The 18,292-nt window shown below is 65.7% G+C and carries 18 protein-coding genes; 9 read left to right on the top strand and 9 right to left on the bottom strand.

Annotated features, from left to right (window positions below; translation table 11 throughout):
* Positions 1-112 precede the first annotated feature (112 nt).
* From ctrA to lptB, 3 genes are all read right to left on the bottom strand, one after another.
* The gene (gene ctrA, locus WAB17_RS04960; RefSeq protein WP_435418907.1) at positions 113-808 is read right to left on the bottom strand and encodes a response regulator transcription factor CtrA; all 696 of its coding nucleotides are present in this window, start codon (positions 806-808) and stop codon (positions 113-115) included.
* A gap of 445 nt (positions 809-1,253) precedes the next feature.
* Positions 1,254-2,702, bottom strand: a complete 1,449-nt coding sequence (rpoN, locus tag WAB17_RS04955; RefSeq protein ID WP_435418906.1) for an RNA polymerase factor sigma-54 — start codon at positions 2,700-2,702, stop codon at positions 1,254-1,256.
* A 139-nt stretch (positions 2,703-2,841) separates the two neighbouring features.
* Positions 2,842-3,615, bottom strand: coding sequence for an LPS export ABC transporter ATP-binding protein (gene lptB / locus WAB17_RS04950; RefSeq protein WP_435418905.1), 774 nt, complete (start codon positions 3,613-3,615; stop codon positions 2,842-2,844).
* A gap of 299 nt (positions 3,616-3,914) precedes the next feature.
* Here lptB and WAB17_RS04945 point away from each other — a divergent pair, with 299 nt between their 5' ends.
* Both WAB17_RS04945 and WAB17_RS04940 read left to right on the top strand, forming a co-directional pair.
* A complete protein-coding gene (locus WAB17_RS04945) occupies positions 3,915-4,223 on the top strand; it encodes a hypothetical protein (protein WP_435418904.1) in 309 nt (102 codons plus the stop codon).
* Positions 4,224-4,260: 37 nt separating this feature from the next.
* Positions 4,261-5,649: a mechanosensitive ion channel domain-containing protein gene (locus WAB17_RS04940; protein ID WP_435418903.1), complete on the top strand. Its 1,389-nt coding sequence runs from the start codon at positions 4,261-4,263 to the stop codon at positions 5,647-5,649.
* Positions 5,650-5,658: 9 nt separating this feature from the next.
* On the opposite strand, the gene ppa is transcribed toward WAB17_RS04940, so the two are convergent.
* Positions 5,659-6,189 carry an inorganic diphosphatase gene (ppa, locus tag WAB17_RS04935; RefSeq protein WP_435418902.1) on the bottom strand — a complete coding sequence of 177 codons (531 nt, stop codon included), beginning with the start codon at positions 6,187-6,189 and terminating at the stop codon, positions 5,659-5,661.
* A gap of 95 nt (positions 6,190-6,284) precedes the next feature.
* On the opposite strand from ppa, the gene hisS reads away from it, so the two are divergent.
* The 6 genes from hisS to metK all read left to right on the top strand — a co-directional run bounded on the left by hisS (position 6,285) and on the right by metK (position 13,396).
* Positions 6,285-7,646 (top strand): histidine--tRNA ligase, encoded by a 1,362-nt coding sequence (gene hisS, locus WAB17_RS04930; protein WP_435418901.1) that lies wholly within the window; start codon positions 6,285-6,287, stop codon positions 7,644-7,646.
* The gene (prfA, locus tag WAB17_RS04925; RefSeq protein WP_435418900.1) at positions 7,643-8,710 is read left to right on the top strand and encodes a peptide chain release factor 1; all 1,068 of its coding nucleotides are present in this window, start codon (positions 7,643-7,645) and stop codon (positions 8,708-8,710) included. The genes hisS and prfA overlap by 4 nt, the downstream gene beginning before the upstream one ends.
* A gap of 10 nt (positions 8,711-8,720) precedes the next feature.
* Entirely contained in the window at positions 8,721-9,572 is an 852-nt protein-coding gene (gene prmC, locus WAB17_RS04920; protein ID WP_435418899.1) for a peptide chain release factor N(5)-glutamine methyltransferase, read from the top strand.
* A 178-nt stretch (positions 9,573-9,750) separates the two neighbouring features.
* Complete coding sequence (locus tag WAB17_RS04915) at positions 9,751-10,494, top strand: DUF4167 domain-containing protein (protein WP_435418898.1); 744 nt, start codon at positions 9,751-9,753, stop codon at positions 10,492-10,494.
* Positions 10,495-10,527: 33 nt separating this feature from the next.
* On the top strand, positions 10,528-12,102 hold the full coding sequence (gene lnt / locus WAB17_RS04910; RefSeq protein WP_435418897.1) for an apolipoprotein N-acyltransferase: 1,575 nt from the start codon (positions 10,528-10,530) through the stop codon (positions 12,100-12,102).
* Positions 12,103-12,166: 64 nt separating this feature from the next.
* The gene (gene metK / locus WAB17_RS04905) at positions 12,167-13,396 is read left to right on the top strand and encodes a methionine adenosyltransferase (RefSeq protein ID WP_435418896.1); all 1,230 of its coding nucleotides are present in this window, start codon (positions 12,167-12,169) and stop codon (positions 13,394-13,396) included.
* Between the two features lie 2 nt (positions 13,397-13,398).
* Here metK and WAB17_RS04900 read toward each other — a convergent pair whose 3' ends face one another.
* From WAB17_RS04900 to WAB17_RS04880, 5 genes are read right to left on the bottom strand one after another with little or no spacing between them, the layout of a single operon-like run.
* Entirely contained in the window at positions 13,399-14,541 is a 1,143-nt protein-coding gene (locus WAB17_RS04900) for a CaiB/BaiF CoA transferase family protein (protein WP_435418895.1), read from the bottom strand.
* A 6-nt stretch (positions 14,542-14,547) separates the two neighbouring features.
* Positions 14,548-15,000, bottom strand: coding sequence for a hypothetical protein (locus WAB17_RS04895; RefSeq protein ID WP_435418894.1), 453 nt, complete (start codon positions 14,998-15,000; stop codon positions 14,548-14,550).
* Entirely contained in the window at positions 14,997-15,638 is a 642-nt protein-coding gene (locus WAB17_RS04890; RefSeq protein WP_435418893.1) for a CoA transferase subunit B, read from the bottom strand. The genes WAB17_RS04895 and WAB17_RS04890 overlap by 4 nt, the downstream gene beginning before the upstream one ends.
* The gene (locus WAB17_RS04885) at positions 15,635-16,555 is read right to left on the bottom strand and encodes a hypothetical protein (protein ID WP_435418892.1); all 921 of its coding nucleotides are present in this window, start codon (positions 16,553-16,555) and stop codon (positions 15,635-15,637) included. The genes WAB17_RS04890 and WAB17_RS04885 overlap by 4 nt, the downstream gene beginning before the upstream one ends.
* A gap of 7 nt (positions 16,556-16,562) precedes the next feature.
* Entirely contained in the window at positions 16,563-17,282 is a 720-nt protein-coding gene (locus WAB17_RS04880) for a CoA transferase subunit A (RefSeq protein ID WP_435419333.1), read from the bottom strand.
* Between the two features lie 199 nt (positions 17,283-17,481).
* On the opposite strand from WAB17_RS04880, the gene WAB17_RS04875 reads away from it, so the two are divergent.
* On the top strand, positions 17,482-18,246 hold the full coding sequence (locus WAB17_RS04875; protein ID WP_435418891.1) for a class I SAM-dependent methyltransferase: 765 nt from the start codon (positions 17,482-17,484) through the stop codon (positions 18,244-18,246).
* Positions 18,247-18,292: the final 46 nt, after the last annotated feature.

The following is an 18,292-nucleotide window of genomic DNA, read 5'->3' as shown; positions in this document are numbered from 1 at the left end:
TACAAGCGGAGGCTCGACCGCGTTATGCAGTTCGCGTTTCACCCTGCAAAGAAAAACGCCCGGAACCAAGGGCTCCGGGCGCATCCCCCATCCAAGGTAAAGCAGTGTTGCGTCAGGCGGCTTCGGCCTGGTCGTCCGGATCGCGCAGCACATAGCCGCGGCCCCAGACGGTTTCGATGTAGTTGTCGCCGCCGCAAGCGAGGCTCAGTTTCTTGCGCAGCTTGCAGATGAAGACGTCGATGATCTTGAGTTCGGGCTCGTCCATCCCGCCGTAGAGATGGTTGAGGAACATTTCCTTGGTCAGCGTGGTGCCCTTGCGCAGGCTGAGCAGCTCGAGCATCGCGTATTCCTTGCCCGTCAGGTGGACGCGGGCACCGTCGACTTCCACGGTCTTGGTGTCGAGGTTGACGGCCAGCTTGCCGGTGCGGATGATCGACTGGCTGTGGCCCTTCGAACGGCGCACCACGGCATGGATGCGGGCGACCAGTTCCTCGCGGTGGAAGGGCTTGGTCACGTAATCGTCAGCCCCGAAGCCGAACGAGCGGATCTTGCTGTCCATCTCGGCGATGCCGGACAGGATCAGGACCGGAGTCTGCACCTTGGAGACGCGCAGCTTCTTGAGCACGTCGTAGCCGTGCATGTCCGGCAGGTTGAGGTCGAGCAGGATGATATCGTAATCATACAGCTTGCCCAGATCGAGGCCTTCCTCGCCCAGGTCGGTCGAATAGACGTTGAAGCCTTCCGTCGTCAGCATCAGCTCGATCGCCTTGGCGGTGGTCGGCTCGTCTTCGATCAGCAGTACACGCATCGGGTTGGTCCCCCTTACCCCTAGTCTCGTGCCCCGGAGGGCGCGGTAACACCCCGTTCGGAAGTGTTGCCCCGGATTAACCACAAAACATCTGAACGGAAAAGGTTAATATCGTGTAAACGTAACGATTCCCGAGGGTTGTCCGACATGGGCGCGCCGGAAAAGGCGGCGATTTAAGTCGGTTAAGGCGCGGCGCAGGGGGCGCGCGACATTGGTTGGCGGCGAAAGCGCGGTCTCCGGCGCGCGGAAGGTCACACTAAGTTCACACCAAAACCCAACAGCGCGAAGTACCGGGGTGCCTCGATTGCGCGTCGTTGGAAGGAAGACGAAGGTGCGAAGCCACGTGCGGGATCGACGATGGAAAGAGCCGCCGCGGTATTAACCCGCAGGCTGGTCTGTAGGACGCCGTATTCGACTGGCGGGCAAAGGCCGCGATCGAGTTCGCCTACAACCCCTTGATCTTCTTCGCCCGGCGCCGTTGCACGCTCGAGCCAATCCCCATCGCCTCGCGGTACTTCGCCACCGTGCGCCGGGCGAGGTCGAAGCCCTCGGCCTTCAGCTTTTCGACCAGCGTATCGTCGCTGAGGATTTTTTTCGGATCCTCGGCGTCAATCAGGGCCTTGATGCGGGCCTTGACCGCTTCGCTGCTCGCGCCTTCGCCGTCGGCACTCGCCACACCCGAGCGGAAGAAGTACTTCAGTTCGAAGGTGCCGCGTTCGCAGGCGATGTACTTGTTGCTGGTGACCCGGCTGACAGTGCTTTCGTGCATGTCGATCTCTTCCGCCACCTCGCGCAGGGTCAGGGGCTTGAGCCCGCTTACGCCTTCGCGGAAGAACGCCGCCTGCTTTTTCACGATTTCCGCCGCGACGCTGAGGATGGTCTTCTGCCGCTGGTCGAGCGCCTTGATCAGCCAATTGGCATCGGCGAGCTTTTCCTTGAGCCAGCCCTTGCTTGCGCGGTCGGCGCAGCCCTGCTTCAGCTCGAGGAAATAGCCGCGATTGACCACCAGCCGCGGCAGAGTCGCCTCGTTGAGCGCGATCTTCCAGTGGCCCTGCTCGTCTCGGGTGAGGAGAATGTCCGGCACCACCGCGCCCGCCTCGCCGCCGCCATAGCGCAGCCCCGGCTTGGGGTCATAGCCGCGCAGCTCGGCCAGCATGTCGGCGAAATCTTCCTCGTCGACGTCGCACATGCGCCGCAGCCGGGCGAATTCGCCGCTGGCGAGCAGGTCGAGATTGTCGAGCATCCGCGCCATGCACGGGTCGTAGCGGTTGGCCTCTTTCGCCTGCAGCGCAAGGCATTCGCCCAGATTGCGCGCGCCGACGCCGGTCGGATCGAGCGACTGGACCAGTTCCAGCGCGTCCTCGACCTCGTAGGGGGCGGCATCGAGCGCGGCGGCGATTTCGCGCAAATCGGTGTCGAGATAGCCCGCCTCGTCGAGCAGGTCGACGATGTGCCGGGCGATGGCTTCCTCCCGCGGGGTAAAGGCGATGGCCCCGACCTGTTCGTGCAGGTGGTCGGCGAGCGAGATCTCGGCGCTGCGGCGGTCCTCGATCGGGGTCAGGTCGTCGGCCCGCGCCGCCGCCCCGCCCGCGCCCCATTCGCCATCCCCTGTGTCGCGGTCGCGGTCGAGCGCATTGGGGTTGATGTCGAGCGACGTGAAATCGGTGTCGAAGCTGTCGGCGCCGGTTTCCTGCGGTTCGGGGACAGTCTCGGCAGGCGTGTCCTCGCGCCGCACCTCGCCCGCTTCGAGCAACGGGTTGGCCTCCAGCGCCTCGCCGATAAAGGTTTCGATCTCGAGGTTCGACAGCGCCAGCAGCTTGATCGCCTGCTGCAGCTGCGGCGTCATCACCAGCGATTGCGACTGCCTGAGATCGAGGCGGGGACCGAGCGCCATTATTCTTGCTCGCTAACGCCCGGACGGTGACAGCCCACTCCCCCTCCCAGCCACCCGATAGGGTATTGGACGATCATCGGTTGGCTGGGAGGGGGAGTGGGCTGGCACCTCGCCCCAGCCGCAAGGCTGGGACAAGACGTCACAGCGTGAAATTCTCGCCCAGGTACAGGCGCTTCACATTCTCGTCCGCAACCAGTTCCTGCGGTGTGCCGGCGAACAGTACCTGCCCGCCATAGATGATGCAGGCGCGGTCGACGATTTCCAGCGTCTCGCGCACGTTGTGGTCGGTGATCAGCACCCCGATGCCGCGGGTCTTCAAATCCTTCACCAAGTCGCGGATGTCGCTGATCGAGAGCGGGTCGATCCCGGCGAATGGCTCGTCGAGCAGCATGATCGAGGGCTTGGCCGCCAGCGCGCGGGCGATCTCGCAACGCCGCCGCTCGCCGCCCGACAGCGCCATCGCCGGGCTGGTCCGCAGCCGCTGGAGCCCGAACTCGTCGAGCAGCCTGTCGAGCTCCTTCTCGCGCGTGGCGGGATCGGGCTCGACCATTTCCAGCACGCAGTTGATGTTCTGCTCCACCGTCATGCCGCGGAAAATGCTGGTTTCCTGCGGCAGGTAGCCGAGGCCGAGGATCGCGCGGCGATACATCGGCAGGTGAGTGACATCCTCCCCGTCCATGACGATGCGTCCGGCATCGGGGCGGACGAGGCCCATGACCGAATAGAAACAGGTCGTCTTGCCCGCGCCGTTCGGGCCGAGCAGGCCGAGCACCTCGCCCTTGCCGACGGTCAGCGAGATGTCGGTCAGCACCGCCCGCTTGTCGTAGCTCTTGGCGATGGAGATGACTTCCAGGCCGCCCTGCGGGATCGGCTGGGAGGCGCTGGAGAGGGCAACGGGTGCTGTATCGAGCATGCTCATGCGCACCATGTAGCACCGCCGCGGCGCGGGAAAACCCCGTTTGCATCGATCTGGCAAGCTTTATGCATGGCGCCTGCTGTCGTCCCCGCCCCATCCCACGACGGCACGATGGCGACAGGGGCCTTGATTACGGCCCCCGTCTTTGAGATAGTCGGCACGGGAAGAGGACTGCGAAGGGGACAGCGCAGATGGCAAGATCGGCACGCGGGCATTCGGGACGGGCGCATTCCGCCGAGGGCCCTGTACAGGCATCTGCACAAGGTGCAGTGCGCGGGCGCGACTGGCGCCGGTCGATGAGCGACAATGTGGCCTATGCCCTGCTGGTCTACACCGGCCTCACGATTTTCGTCACCATCACCGCGATGAAGGCGGGCGGCATCTCGATCCTGCCCTATCTCGCGCTCGTCGTGCTGGTGGCCGGTATCATCCCTGCCTGCCACCGCTTCGAACGCCGCTGGCGCGACATCCCCGACAGCGCCGCTGCGGACGAGTCGCTCGCCCCGGCCTATCGCCGCGATCAGGTTATGCTGTGGCTGCTGGCCATCGGCCTGCCGCTCGGCCTCACCGCATTTTTCAAGCTGGTCTTCGCGGGCGATTCCTGAGCGGGGAACCTCCCGGTTGCCCATTCGCTCTAGGAGCATGAGGGCACCTTTTTTCGTGACATTGCTGTCGGCAATGCTGGCCGTTGCCACCTTCCCCGCTGCGCCGGCCTTTGCCGCGCTCCCCATACCCTCAGAGGCCGAAGCGCCCCAGCCCGCCGCCACCGAACGCGCCATCGCGCAGGACACGGATGGCGCATCCGATATCCGCATCGCCCAGCGCATCCGGGGTATTTTCGGCGAGATCCCTAGCCTTCAGGGCGTCGAGGTCTCGGTGAGCGACGGGGTGGTGACGCTGGAGGGCATGGTCACCGACGAGGGCGCAGCTACCCAGGCGGAAAGCATCGCCGGGAGGATAGATTCCGTGGTGACGGTGCAGAACCGGATCGAGCGCGATACCTCGGTCGAGGGTGGCCTGGATGCGCTCGGCAACCTGTCCGAACGGGTGCAGGGATGGGCCGGCGTGGTGCCGCTCGCCGGGCTGGCCCTGCTGGTCGCGCTCCTCATCGGGGCGCTCGGCTATGTGCTGGCGAGCTTTACCGCCCTGTGGCGGCGCATCACCCCCAACAGCTTCCTTGCCGAACTGGTCGCCAGCGCGATCCGCTTCGTCTTCGTCGTGCTCGGCCTGGTCATCGCGCTCGACATGCTCGGGGCTGGGGCCCTGCTCGGCGCGGTGCTCGGCGGTGCCGGCGTCATCGGCATCGCGCTCGGTTTCGCGATGCGCGACACGATCGAGAACTACGTCGCCTCGCTCATGCTCAGCCTGCGCCAGCCGTTCCGCGCCAACGATCACGTGCTGATCGGCGACAAGGAAGGCCGCGTGATCCGATTGACCAGTCGCGCAACGGTGCTCATGACGCTGGACGGCAACCACCTGCGCATCCCCAATTCGCAGGTATTCAAGGCGGTCATCCTCAACTACACCACCAACCCGCAACGCCGATTCGACTTCGAGCTCGGCATTGACGCCGACGACGATCCGCGCTCGGCGATGAAGCTCGGCATCCAGACCCTCGCCGGCCTGCCTTTCGTGCTGGCCGAACCCGAACCGTCGGCCCGCATCCGGCAAGTGGGCGATTCCAACATCGTGCTGCTGTTCCTCGGCTGGGTCGACCAGCGGGAAAGCGACTGGTTCAAATCGCGCAGCATGGCCATCGCGGCCGTGAAGGAGGCTCTGGAGGACCATGGCTTCGCCATGCCCGAACCGATCTACCGCCTGCGCTTCGACAGCCGTACCGATCCCCTGCCGATCGGCCGTGCCGGGGGAGGGGACGAGAAGCCGGAGCAAACCAGATCACGCGGTTCGATCGCGCCCGAAACCAATGACGTCCGCCCGGAACGCGAGATCGCGGAAATGGTGGACGAGGAACGGCGCGGCGACGGCGGGCAGGCCGACGACCTGCTCGATAACCGGCGCCCGGTCGAATAGGCCCGCCTCTCAGCCCGCCTTGTAACGTTCGATCGCTTCCAGCACCATGCGGCGCGCCTCTTTGGCATCGCCCCACTTGCCCACGCGGACCCACTTTTCAGCTTCCAGATCCTTGTAGTGGGTGAAGAAGTGCTCGATCTGCTGCAGCACGATCGAGGGCAGGTCCTTGCGTTCGCCGACGTCCGAATAATACGGGAACGTCGAATCGACCGGCACGCAGATCAGCTTCTCGTCGCCGCCGTGCTCGTCTTCGAGGTGGAGCACGCCGATCGGCCGGGCGCGCACGACGCAGCCCGGGATGAACGGGCTGCGGCTGATCACCAGCGCATCGATCGGGTCGCCATCGTCCGACAGCGTGTGCGGCACGAAGCCGTAATTGGCGGGATAGCGCATCGGCGTGTGGAGGATGCGGTCGACGAACAGCGCGCCCGATGCCTTGTCGAATTCGTACTTCACCGGTTCGCCGCCGGTGGGCACTTCGATGATGACGTTGAGGCTCTCGGGCGGGTTGTCGCCGACGGGGATCTTGCTGATGTCCATAATGGCGCGGCCCTTAACCGCGATGCTGCATGTGCGAAAGGGGGTTTCGCCAGCCCGATTGCGAAAGCGCCGCCGACCGCCTAGTTGCGCAGCCCATGAGCAAGAACACACCACAAGCGATCAGGGGCACCCAGGACATCTTCGGCGCCGATGCCGAGGCGTTCGCCTTCGTGGTCGAAACCTTCGAGCGCGTGCGCAAGCTCTATCGCTTCCGCCGCGTCGAGATGCCGGTGTTCGAGAAGACCGAGGTGTTCAGCCGCGCGATCGGCGAGACGACCGATGTGGTCAGCAAGGAAATGTACTCCTTCCTCGACCGGGGCGACGAAAGCCTGACCCTGCGGCCGGAATTCACCGCCGGGATCGCCCGCGCCTATCTCACCAACGGCTGGCAGCAGCACGCGCCGCTGAAGGTCGCGACCCACGGGCCGCTGTTCCGCTACGAGCGCCCGCAGAAGGGCCGCTATCGCCAGTTCCACCAGATCGACGCCGAGATTATCGGTGCGGCCGAACCGCAGGCCGATGTCGAGCTGCTGGCGATGGCCGACCAGGTCATCCGCGAGCTGGGTATCAAGGGGGTGACCCTGCACCTCAACACTTTGGGCGACGGCGAGACACGCACGGCATGGCGCGCGGCGCTGATCGACTATTTTGGCGCGGTGAAGGGCGAGCTGAGCGAAGATTCGCAGGAGCGGCTGGAAAAGAACCCCCTGCGCATCCTCGACAGCAAGGATCCGCGCGACCGCAAGTTCGTCGCCGATGCGCCGAAGATCGACGCCTTCCTGTCGGACGAGGCGCGCGGATTCTTCGAGGCCGTCACCAGCGGGCTCGATGCCGCAGGCGTGAAATGGGTCCGCGCCGAAAGCCTTGTGCGCGGGCTTGACTACTACCGCCATACGGCGTTCGAGTTCATCCCCGACGAGGGCAGCGAGGCCGCCGGCAAGCTCGGCAGCCAGAGCACCATCCTCGGCGGCGGCCGCTACGACGGCCTGATGGAAAGCCTCGGCGGCGCACCGACGCCGGCGGTGGGCTGGGCCGCGGGGATCGAGCGACTGGCGATGCTGGTAGGGGAGAAGGGAGAAGATGCTCCGTTCATCGCAGTCATCCCTGACGAAAGGGAGGACTTTCCCCTAGCGAATCAGATAGCTGCTCTTCTTCGTCGGAACGGAATATCGGTTCAAGTAGCCTATGCGGGCAAGCCGAAAAAGCAATTCGAGCTAGCAAACAGGTCTGGTGTCAAAGCTAGGCTTGTAATCCGGCGGCAAACTGGAATTGAAGGCCATCCTGACCGATTGGGCCATCATATTGTCGTAAATGAGCCAGACTCGTTCGACGCAGCGGAATTGTGGATTAAGGATGTGATCCTCAAGATACTCGAACAGACGTTCAGGGTGGTGAGGCATACTAGACCTGAGATTGGATACTGGGTGGATGCGGTCCTTCAGGAGCCGCGCAATTGACCATCCCCGCCGAACGCCTTGACCAGATCGCCCATCGCTTCGCCGAGCTCGAGGCGCGGATGGCGTCGGGGACGCTCGAGGGTGAGGCCTTCGTCCAGGCCAGCCGCGGCTATGCCGAGCTGGAGCCGGTGGCCAAGGCCGCGGCCGGGGTGAAGGCCATGCGCGAGGAGATCGCCGGGCTGGAGGAAATGCTCGCCGACCCCGAGATGAAGGCCATGGCCGAGGAAGAGCTTGCCGCCCTGCGCGAGCAATTGCCCGAGGCCGAGCGCCAGCTTGCCATCGCCATGCTGCCGCGCGACAGCGCCGATGCCAAGCCCGCCATGCTGGAAATCCGCGCCGGCACCGGCGGCGACGAGGCGGCGCTGTTCGCGGCCGATCTCTATCGGATGTACGAACGCTATGCCGCCGAACAGGGCTGGCGCGTCGAGCCGATCAGCATGAACGCCAGCGACATCGGCGGTTTCAAGGAAGTGGTCGCCAACGTCACCGGCACCGGCGTCTTCGCCAAGCTCAAGTTCGAAAGCGGGGTCCACCGCGTCCAGCGGGTGCCCGTCACCGAAAGCGGCGGGCGCATCCACACCAGCGCAGCGACCGTGGCAGTGCTGCCCGAACCCGACGAGGTCGATATCCGGATCGAGGACAGGGATCTCAAGATCGACGTCTATCGCGCCAGCGGCGCGGGCGGACAGCACGTCAACACCACCGACAGCGCCGTGCGCATCACGCACCTGCCGACCGGCACGGTGGTGACCTGCCAGGACGGGCGCAGCCAGCACAAGAACAAGGAAAAGGCGATGCAGGTGCTGCGCGCGAGGCTCTATGAGGCCGAGCGCGAAGCGACCCAGGGCGCCGAGGCCGAAGCGCGCAAGGCCATGGTCGGCAGCGGCGACCGTTCGGAGCGCATCCGCACCTACAACTTTCCGCAAGGCCGCGTGACCGACCATCGCATCGGTCTGACCCTGCACAAGCTCGACGAAATCCTCGCCGGCCCCGGCCTCGCCGAACTGGTCGACACGCTGATCGCCGAGGACGAGGCCAAGCGGCTGGCGGCGATGGAGGGATGAGGGCGGCAAGGTGACCGTCGCTGACGCCCTTCGTGCCGCAGCCGAACGCCTTGTTGCCGGCAGCGATACCGCCCGGCTCGATGCCGAATACCTCATGGCCCATGCGCTCGGCGCGTCGCGCTCGGACATGCTTCTGAAGCATCAGCGCGACGGGGTGCCGGACGGGTTCGAGGCACTGGTCGCGCGCCGCCTCGCGCATGAACCGCTGGCCTATATCACCGGCGAACAGGAATTCTTCGGGCGCAGCTTCCTTGTGACGCCCGATGTATTGATCCCGCGCAGCGACAGCGAGCAGGTGGTGGAGGCGACGCTGGCGGTGATGCCGGATGGCGCCCGCGTGCTCGATTGCGGGACGGGGTCCGGAGCGCTGCTCCTGACCCTGCTGGCCGAACGTCCGCGGTTGCACGGCGTCGGCATCGATGCCTCGCTCGGCGCGCTGGCAGTGGCCGCAGCCAATGCCGCAAGGCTCGGTGTCGGTGATCGCGCACGGATCGTGCATGCCGACTGGCACATACCCGGCTGGGCGGACGGGCTTGGCCGGTTCGACCTCGTCATCGCCAACCCGCCCTATGTCGAGGCCGATGCGCTGCTCGATGCCTCGGTACGCGATTACGAACCGGCGTCGGCGCTGTTTTCCGGAAAGGATGGGCTTGACGACTACCGGGCGCTCATCCCGCAACTGTCGAGTCTTTTGTCGCCGGGCGGTATCGGGGTGCTGGAAATCGGTGCGACTCAGGCGGAGTCTGTCGCGGCCATCGCCGCCGCGGCAGGGGCCGAATCGGAGTTCAAGCGCGATCTCGCCGGGCGGCCGCGGGGGATGATTCTGCGCTTTGGGCTTGGCAAAGCGCGAATCAAGGGCTAACTCTAGGGCAAGGCCTGCGGATTGCTTGGTGCTCTCCCCGGTCTTGATCCAACATTTGCAGATGTGTGCGGGCGCCCTCGCGCTTGCCCCCACGGCAGATGCGGGGCTGCGGCCCGGGGCATATTGCCCGGGCGCCATACGGGACGAAGATACCCCGACAGATGAGGAAGAGTATTCCTTGAACCAGAACCGGAATAACAACCGCCGGCGCGGTCGCGGCAATCGCAACCAGGGCGGCGGAGGCGGCAACGGCGGCGGCAATAACGCCAACCGTATCGACAGCCGCGCGCGCGGCAATGCGCCCCAGCTGCTCGACAAGTACAAGAAGCTGGCGCAGGATGCGCACCACAACGGCGACCGCGTGCAGATGGAATACTATCTGCAGTTCGCCGATCACTATTTCCGCGTCATCGCCGACAACAAGGCCCGCCAGGACGAGCAGCGCGCCAGGCGCGATTCCGAGCGTGGCTATGACCAGGGCGACGACTTCGACGACGAGGATGGCGACGATTCCCGGCGCTCGCGGCGCGATAATCGCGACCAGCGCGACAATCGCAACGCCCGCCGGGGCGAGAACGACGATTCGCGCGACGATCGCTTCGACGAGCAGGACGCCCAAGCCGATGGCGAAGGCGACAGCGGCAGCGACGAGGACGATCGCGAGGCAGCCGAGGCTGCGCGGGCCGAACGCCAGCGCAACCGCCGCGCGCGCAAGCCCAGAAACGAAGGGCGCGGCGAACCCCGCGGCGATGCACCGAGCGAAGAGGGCGTCCGTGCGGTCGAGGGCGAGATCGATGCCTCGGTCCTTCCTCCGTCCTTCGCGACGGGCAGCGACGATGGCGAGGGTGCGGCCAAGCCGCGCCGCCGCCGCCGTGCCGCTGCCGACGATGGCGACAGCGAGGCTCTGAGCGCAGTCGGCTGAACGGCGAAGACTTTCGCTTCGGGATAGGAAGTGATGTCGGCGCTCGACCGTCTGCTCGACCGGTATCCGCGGCTCGCCAGCCTGTTGCTAGGCGCGGCCGCGGCAACCGGATTTCCTCCGTTCAAGCTCTGGCCGCTGGCCTTGCTGGCGATAGGCGTAGCGGTTTTCCACCTGACGCGGACCGATCGCTGGCGCACGGCCCTGCTGCGCGGATGGCTGTTCGGGGTGGCCCATTTCTCGGTCACCAATGCGTGGATCGCGACGGCCTTCACCCACCAGAGCGAGATGCCGGCCGCCCTCGGCTGGCTGGCGGTGCCGCTGCTTTCGCTTTACCTTGCGGTCTATCCCGCGCTGGCCGCGGGGGCGACGCGGCTGTTGGTGCGCGAACAGGACCGGACCCTCGCCACCGTGCTCGCCTTTGCGGGGCTCTGGATCGTCAGCGAATGGCTGCGCTCGTGGGTCTTCACCGGCTATGCCTGGGGACCGTTCAGCCTCGCCATGCTGGGGACGGACAAGGTGCCGGGCCTCGCCATGCTGCTGCCATGGACCGGCACCTATGCGCTGTCAGGTATCGGTATTTTCCTGTCGGGCCTGCTGGTCTGGTGGCTCAAAGGCAGGCGCTGGATTCCCGCGCTGGCATTGGCCGTCGCAATCTCCGCCGGAATGTTGTTGCCTGCCTTCGGCCCGCGCGAAGAGGGCACGCAGGCCTACCTGGTCGCGCAGCCCGATTTCAGCCAGGACGATATCAATGACCCCCGCCTCTATGAACGCGCCTTCGTCAGGATCGTAGGGCTGAGCGAACGTGCCCCGGGCGATAGCGGCAAGCGCATCGTCTTCTGGCCCGAATCCGGCCTGCCCGACTATCTGCGGGATGGCTATCCGAGGCGCTACTATCGGGCCACCACCGCCGGCGGAGACCCAGCCTACGCACGGCACCGCATCGCCACGCTGATGGGTGCCGATACCGTGCTGCTGACCGGTGCCATCGACCTCGAGATCCGTGGCGGGCGGGCGGTGGCCGCCTACAACGTCGTCACCGCGCTCGACCAGCGCGGGCGGATCGTGGGGTCCTACCGCAAGGCGCACCTGGTACCCTACGGCGAATACCTGCCGATGAAGGTGCTGCTCGAACCGCTCGGCCTCAGCAGGCTGGTGGCCGGGACGATCGAATTCTGGGAAGGGCCCGGTCCGCGGACGATCGCGCTCGGACCCTATGGCCGGGCCGGCATCCAGATCTGCTATGAAATCGTTTTTTCCGGGCAGGTGGTCGATCGCAGCGACCGGCCCCAATTCCTCTTCAATCCGTCGAACGATGGCTGGTTCGGCACCTATGGCCCGCCCCAGCATTTCGCGCAGGCCCGGATGCGCGCGATCGAGGAAGGCCTGCCCGTGGTGCGTGCCACCACCACCGGCATCAGCGGTGTGATCGATGCCGATGGCGTGGTCCGCCAGTCGCTCGGCATGGGGGTCAAGGGTGCGCTGACGGGGCGTATCCCGCCCCCGCACGAACCCACGGTGTTCGCCCGCTTGGGCAATGCCCTCGCGCTGGGCTGGGCACTGCTGCTTGTCGCGCTGTCACTGGTTGCCATGCGCTGGCGGCGCGGCTAGAGGCCATATCAAGACATAAAGCTTTCTTTATATCCCCTTTGACGATCATCCCTCGAGAGGCCCCATGCGCAGCGAATTTCTCTTCACTTCGGAAAGCGTTTCCGAAGGTCATCCGGACAAGGTTTCGGACCAGATCTCGGATGCGATCGTCGACCTGTTCCTGTCGAAGGATGCCGAAGCCCGCGTTGCCTGCGAAACGCTGACTACCACGCAGCGAGTCGTGCTGGCCGGGGAAATTCGCTGCAAGGGCGTGTACGAGAACGGCGAATGGGCTCCGGGCGCGCTCGAGGAAATCGAACGCACGGTGCGCGGCGTGGTCAAGGATATCGGTTACGAGCAGGACGGTTTCCACTGGGAAACGCTGACGTTCGAAAACCACCTGCACGGCCAGAGCGCGCATATCGCCCAGGGTGTCGATGCCGGCGGCGAAGGCTCGAACAAGGACGAAGGCGCAGGCGACCAGGGCATCATGTTCGGATATGCCAGCGACGAGACGCCCGACCTGATGCCGGCAACGCTGGACTACAGCCACAAGATCCTCCAGCGCATGGCGCAGGACCGTAAGAGCGGTGCTGCACCGTTCCTCGAACCCGATGCGAAGAGCCAGGTCACGCTGCGTTACGAGAACGAGAAGCCGGTCGAAGCGACCGCCATCGTAGTCTCGACCCAGCACGCACCGGGCTATCACTTCCACAATGGCGAAGGCGATGCGGCGAAATACGGCGAGCTCGAATCCTATGTGAAGGGCGTGATTGCCGACGTTCTGCCGGCGACATTGCTGACCGCGAACACGGTCTATCACATCAACCCGACCGGCTGCTTCGAGATCGGCGGGCCGGACGGTGACGCAGGCCTGACCGGCCGCAAGATCATCGTCGACACCTACGGCGGCGCATCGCCCCACGGAGGCGGCGCGTTCAGCGGCAAGGACCCGACCAAGGTCGACCGATCGGCCGCCTACATCACGCGCTACCTCGCCAAGAATGTGGTCGCAGCCGGGCTCGCCCGCCGCTGCACGATCCAGATCGCCTATGCCATCGGCGTCAGCGAGCCGCTGTCGCTCTATGTCGACCTCCACGGTACCGGCAACGGCGTCACCGAGGCGCAGCTCGAAAAGATCCTGCCGCAGCTCGTTCGCCTGACCCCGCGCGGCATCCGCACCCACCTCGGCCTCAACAAGCCGATCTATCGCATCTCGGCCGCTTACGGCCATTTCGGTCGCAAGGCCGAGGGCGAGACCTTCCCGTGGGAACGGACCGACCTCGTTGAAAGCCTCAAGGCCGCACTGGCCTGAGCCTAGTCCGGCTGGTGCTGGCCCAGCGTCGGTGACGGCGCGTCCAGCACCAGCTCCGCGTCCGAAAACCGGAACGGGCTGCGCACCCCCGGCATGCCACCGGGTTCGATCTTCATGCCCCGCGCAACCACCTGCGGGTCGGCGAAGACCTCGTCGAGCTGCTGGATCGGGCCGGCGGGCACTCCTGCCTCGGCGCAGGCGCCGAGCAGATCCTCGCGCGGCCATTTCTGCGTCTCGGCGGCAATCAGTTTGTCGATCTTGGCGCGGTGGGTCACCCGGCCTTCGTTGTCGGCAAAGCGCGCATCGTCGAGCAAATCGTGCCGCCCGAGTACTACCAGCAGCTTGCGGAACAGGGCATCGTTGGCAGGCGCAAGCACCACCGGGCCGTCCGCAGTCGGGAAAACGCCATAGGCGCTGACCTGGGCATGGGCATTGCCCATTCGCGGCGGATTGGTGCCGCTGGCGAAAAGGTTCATCGCCTGGTTGGCGAGCAATCCGACCGAGCAATCGAGCAGGCTCATGTCGATCCACTGCCCCTTCTCGGTCCGATGCCGCATCAGCAGCGCGGCCTGCACGGCGTTGGCGGCCCATAGTCCGGTGGAGAGGTCGCTGATCGATACGCCCATCTTCATGGGATCGCCGTCCGGCTCGCCGGTGAGCGCCATAAAGCCGCTCATGGCCTGGATGACGAAATCGTACCCCGGCTCGTTGCGGCGCGGGCCGTCCTGCCCGAAGCCGGTGACCGAGCAATAGACCACCGCCGGGTTGGCGGCGGCGATGCTGGCGTAGTCGAGCGCGAACTTTGCCAGCGCGCCGGGCTTGAAGTTCTCCAGCACGACATCGGCGCTGTCGGCCAGCGACCGGACCAGCGCCAGGTCGTCCGCGGCCCTGAAGTCCGCTACGATGCCGCGCTTGCCGCGGTTGCAGGCGTGGTAATAGGCCGAGGTCCGTTCGCCGTCGTGCTCCACCCAGGGCGGTCCCCAGATCCGGGTATTGTCGCCCTCCGGCGCCTCGACCTTGATCACGTCCGCACCCAGATCGGCCAGCATCTGCCCGACCCACGGCCCCGCCAGCACCCGCGCCAATTCGAGCACCTTGAGGCCCGCCAACGGGGAATTCGCGTTGCGGGGCGCGTCGAGCCACATGACGGATCAGGCCCTTGCGGTAGAGGCGGGCTTCAGGCGCGCCCAAGCCAGCCATGTTCCGATGGCATAGGCGAGACCGTAGACCAGCACGATGGCCGAGGACCAGATATCGAATCCTGAGCGCGGATAGGGCGCCGCAGCCAGCGCCGGGAACAGCACCGCGCCGCGCGCGAGGTAGATCGCCGCAATGACGACCAGCGCGGTCCTCAGCAATGGCAATCGCCGGATCAACCCTGCGCCCGCAAAGGCGTAGGCCGCCCAGACGGCAAGGAGGGCTGCAATGGCCACGGTCATCCAGACCAGCCCCATCGCGCCACCTTCATAGGCGACGATCAAGGGCTCCGGCGCGCCGAAGAACCGGAACCACGCCGGCCCGAACAGGATGCAGGCGAGGTGCGCGAGCGCTGCGACGAGGCTGAGGACGCCGCCGGCTACCAGCCAGCCACTGCCGCGGTTCAAAGCGCCACCTCGTAGCGGGCGGTGGTGCTGGCAGCGATTTCCTCAGCCGTTACGCCGGGCGCAAGCTCGATCAGCCGGAACGGGCTGGCGTGATTGACCCGGTGGAACACGCATTTGTCGGTGATGATCATGTCGACCACGTTCCTGCCAGTCAGCGGCAGGGTGCAGGCGGGGATGAACTTGGGGCTGCCGTCCTTGGCGTTATGTTCCATCACCACGATGATCTTCCTGACCCCGGCGACAAGGTCCATCGCCCCGCCCATGCCCTTGATCATCTTGCCCGGGATCATCCAGTTGGCGATGTCGCCGTTCTCGGCCACTTCCATCGCGCCCAGCACTGTCAGGTCGATGTGCCCGCCGCGGATCATGGCGAAGCTCGCCGCACTGTCGAAATAGGCGCTGTGCGGCAGCTCGCTGATGGTCTGCTTGCCGGCGTTGATGAGGTCGGCATCGACCTCGTCGTCATAGGGGAACGGGCCGATGCCGAGCATGCCGTTCTCGCTTTGCAGGGTCACCTGCATCCCCGCCGGGATATGGTTCGCCACCAGCGTCGGGATGCCGATGCCGAGGTTGACGTAATAGCCATCCTGCAATTCCTGTGCGGCGCGGGCGGCCATTTCGTCGCGGGTCCAGCTCATGGAAGGGGTCCTTCATCGTTATCGGGGGTTGCCGCTGGATTGCGGCTGACGGCACTCGACACCGGGGCGAGAAACCAGCCCCGGCCCAGCAATGCGTCGAGCGGCAGTGCCGCGTCGGGGTTCCTGAGGTAGTCGAACAATTCGTCGAAATCGGCGCGTTCGTCGCCGAGCATGGCGACGAGGCAGTGTTCCCCAGATGCCTCCGCCCGCCTCGTTTGCTTGCGATCCTCGGCATACCGCATCAGCAACAGGCGATCCCCGCCTGCCGGGTCGAGGCCGTTTTCGCGCAGCCAGCGGCGCACGTCGCCTGCCCGGTCCGCTGTCAGCGCCGTGCTCCAGACGATGTCCACCCCGGCACTGCGGAGGCGGGCCAGCGCATCGGCCAGTCCCGGACGCGACACGGGCAACGCCGGGTCGAAATCCCCCTGCTGCGGATCAAGGTCGATAAGGACCGCGCTGGCGGCGAAGCGGCATGGTGCGGTGCGCGGGACGAGCGATCCCGGTGCGGCTAGCAACGCCGAGGGGCGGACGGGATCGGCGAGCGGGTCGCGGCCCGCAATCCCGAGCGCGTAGTCGGCAAATGCGCGGTAAGTCGTATCGATACCGGCGGGGGCCTGGGGCGAAGGGGCCGGCAGTTCGGTTACCCCGGGGAGCAGGATCGCCCGCGTTCCGGTCTCGGGCAATGCATCGACCGGTACCGGGGACGGCACTGGCACCGCATCGGATGAATTCCGTTGCGCTGCCTCCGGCGCTGCCACGTCCACCCTTTGGAGGTCTATGCTCTGATCCCTTGCCTCCGTGTTGCCGCCAGCCTTGCCTGTCGCCATCAGCGCACCGGCCGCGACCGGGATCACAGCGGCAGCGCAACCCTGCAGGGCAGCGGCAGCGGCAAGCAGGAGGACGGCGGCCGGCTTCATCGCGGGGTCAGGCGGCTTCGCGCTCGCGCACAGTGCGGAATTCGATCTTCTTGTCGTAGGGCGCGCCGACGATCATGCGCTGGACATAGACACCCGGCAGGTGGATGGCGTCGGGATCGAGGCTGCCTGCGGGCACCACTTCCTCCACCTCCACCACGCAGACCTTGCCGCAGGTGGCGGCCGGCACGTTGAAATTGCGCGCGGTCTTGCGGAACACGACATTGCCGGTCTCGTCGGCCTTCCACGCCTTGACGATGGCGAGGTCGGCAAAGATGCCGCGTTCGAGGATGTATTCCTCCTTGCCGTTGGGCCCGTCGAATTCCTTCACTTCCTTGCCTTCGGCCACCTGCGTGCCGACGCCGGTCTTGGTGTAGAACCCGGGGATGCCCGCGCCGCCCGCGCGCATGCGCTCGGCCAGCGTACCCTGCGGGCAGAATTCGACCTCGAGCTCGCCGGAGAGGAACTGGCGTTCGAACTCCTTGTTCTCGCCCACATAGCTGCTGATCATCTTCTTCACCTGGCGGGTGCGCAGCAGCATGCCGATGCCTTCGCCGTCGATGCCCGCATTGTTGCTGGCGAAGGTCAGCCCAGTCACCCCGCTGTCGCGGATGGCGACGAGCAGGCGTTCGGGAATACCGCACAGGCCGAAACCGCCGCTGGCGATCAGCATGTCGTCGCGCAAGAGGCCTTCGAGGGCGGCGGCGGCATCGGGATAGAGCTTTTGCATGGAAACCTCGTCGAGCGGTGGCCGGAAATGCCCGCTGGCAGGGCCGGGGCTGGTCGCGCGCGCCATAGCCAAAGGCAGGGGGGCTGTCATCCGTCCATCGGCATGGCTGGCAGCTTGGTCGACCCTTGCTTGCGCCGTTTGCATCGCAGGGTGAAGCGGCGCATCTTCGGACGGTTCCGGGAAGAGAGGGGATAACACCATGACGAACAGGATCACCAAGCAGGCGCGATGCGCCGGATTGACAGCAGCGCTCGCGCTGACGCTGGCGCTACCCGTCTCCGTGTCCGCGCAGACGGCGCAGGCGGTCGTCGCAGCAAAGGACCGGACTGAAGCGGACCGCGTGCAGGACGAAGGGCGGCACCCGGCCGAGGTGCTCGCTTTTTCCGGCATCAAGCGGGGCGATGTGGTGGCCGATTTCATGGCGGGCGGCGGCTATTACTCCGCCTTGCTGGCCGACCTCGTTGGGCCGCAGGGCATGGTCTATGCCGTCAATCCGTTGAGCTTTCACCGGGCCGACGCCTGGGATGCGAGGCTCAGGGCCGACGGCAATATCCGCACCCTCGTCACCGATGCCCGGGCCATGCAACTGGCGCCGGGCAGCGTCGACAGCATTTTCGCGCACCTCGTCTTCCATGACCTCTATTTCGAATCGGAACGTTTCAAGTTTTCGCGCCTCGATGTGGATTTCATGCTCGCCAACTGGTTCGCCGCGGTGAAGCCGGGCGGCACCGTGATAATCGTCGATCATGTCGGTCCCCCCGGCGACACGCGGCAGATCGTCAACGATGTCCATCGCATCGACCCCGCAACGGTCATCCGCGACATGACCAGGGCGGGATTCAGGCTGGTCGGCCAGTCCGATGTGCTGCGGCGCAGCAACGACGACCTGTCGAAGTCGGTTTTCGACGAGCAGTTGCGCGGTAAGACCGACCGATTCATCATGAAATTTCAGAAGCCTATGTAGAGTCGTAATGGCTTTCTTGCGTTTCATGCAACACTAACGGTGCATT

Origin of the sequence: Parerythrobacter aurantius, from assembly GCF_045291475.1 — a bacterium.
Lineage (GTDB): Bacteria > Pseudomonadota > Alphaproteobacteria > Sphingomonadales > Sphingomonadaceae > Parerythrobacter > Parerythrobacter aurantius.
This window is presented reverse-complemented; position numbering and strand designations above follow the sequence as displayed.

Bases quoted from the DNA above. Each gene is read 5' to 3' on its own strand.
- WAB17_RS04875 (WP_435418891.1), top strand. From the start codon at position 17,482: ATGACGAACAGGATCACCAAGCAGGCGCGATGCGCCGGATTGACAGCA.
- WAB17_RS04885 (WP_435418892.1), bottom strand. From the start codon at position 16,555: ATGAAGCCGGCCGCCGTCCTCCTGCTTGCCGCTGCCGCTGCCCTGCAG.
- metK (WP_435418896.1), top strand. From the start codon at position 12,167: ATGCGCAGCGAATTTCTCTTCACTTCGGAAAGCGTTTCCGAAGGTCAT.
- hisS (WP_435418901.1), top strand. From the start codon at position 6,285: ATGAGCAAGAACACACCACAAGCGATCAGGGGCACCCAGGACATCTTC.
- ctrA (WP_435418907.1), bottom strand. From the start codon at position 808: ATGCGTGTACTGCTGATCGAAGACGAGCCGACCACCGCCAAGGCGATC.
- WAB17_RS04900 (WP_435418895.1), bottom strand. From the start codon at position 14,541: ATGTGGCTCGACGCGCCCCGCAACGCGAATTCCCCGTTGGCGGGCCTC.
- lnt (WP_435418897.1), top strand. From the start codon at position 10,528: ATGTCGGCGCTCGACCGTCTGCTCGACCGGTATCCGCGGCTCGCCAGC.
- WAB17_RS04880 (WP_435419333.1), bottom strand. From the start codon at position 17,282: ATGCAAAAGCTCTATCCCGATGCCGCCGCCGCCCTCGAAGGCCTCTTG.
- WAB17_RS04945 (WP_435418904.1), top strand. From the start codon at position 3,915: ATGAGCGACAATGTGGCCTATGCCCTGCTGGTCTACACCGGCCTCACG.
- rpoN (WP_435418906.1), bottom strand. From the start codon at position 2,702: ATGGCGCTCGGTCCCCGCCTCGATCTCAGGCAGTCGCAATCGCTGGTG.
- WAB17_RS04940 (WP_435418903.1), top strand. From the start codon at position 4,261: ATGAGGGCACCTTTTTTCGTGACATTGCTGTCGGCAATGCTGGCCGTT.
- ppa (WP_435418902.1), bottom strand. From the start codon at position 6,189: ATGGACATCAGCAAGATCCCCGTCGGCGACAACCCGCCCGAGAGCCTC.
- WAB17_RS04890 (WP_435418893.1), bottom strand. From the start codon at position 15,638: ATGAGCTGGACCCGCGACGAAATGGCCGCCCGCGCCGCACAGGAATTG.
- lptB (WP_435418905.1), bottom strand. From the start codon at position 3,615: ATGCTCGATACAGCACCCGTTGCCCTCTCCAGCGCCTCCCAGCCGATC.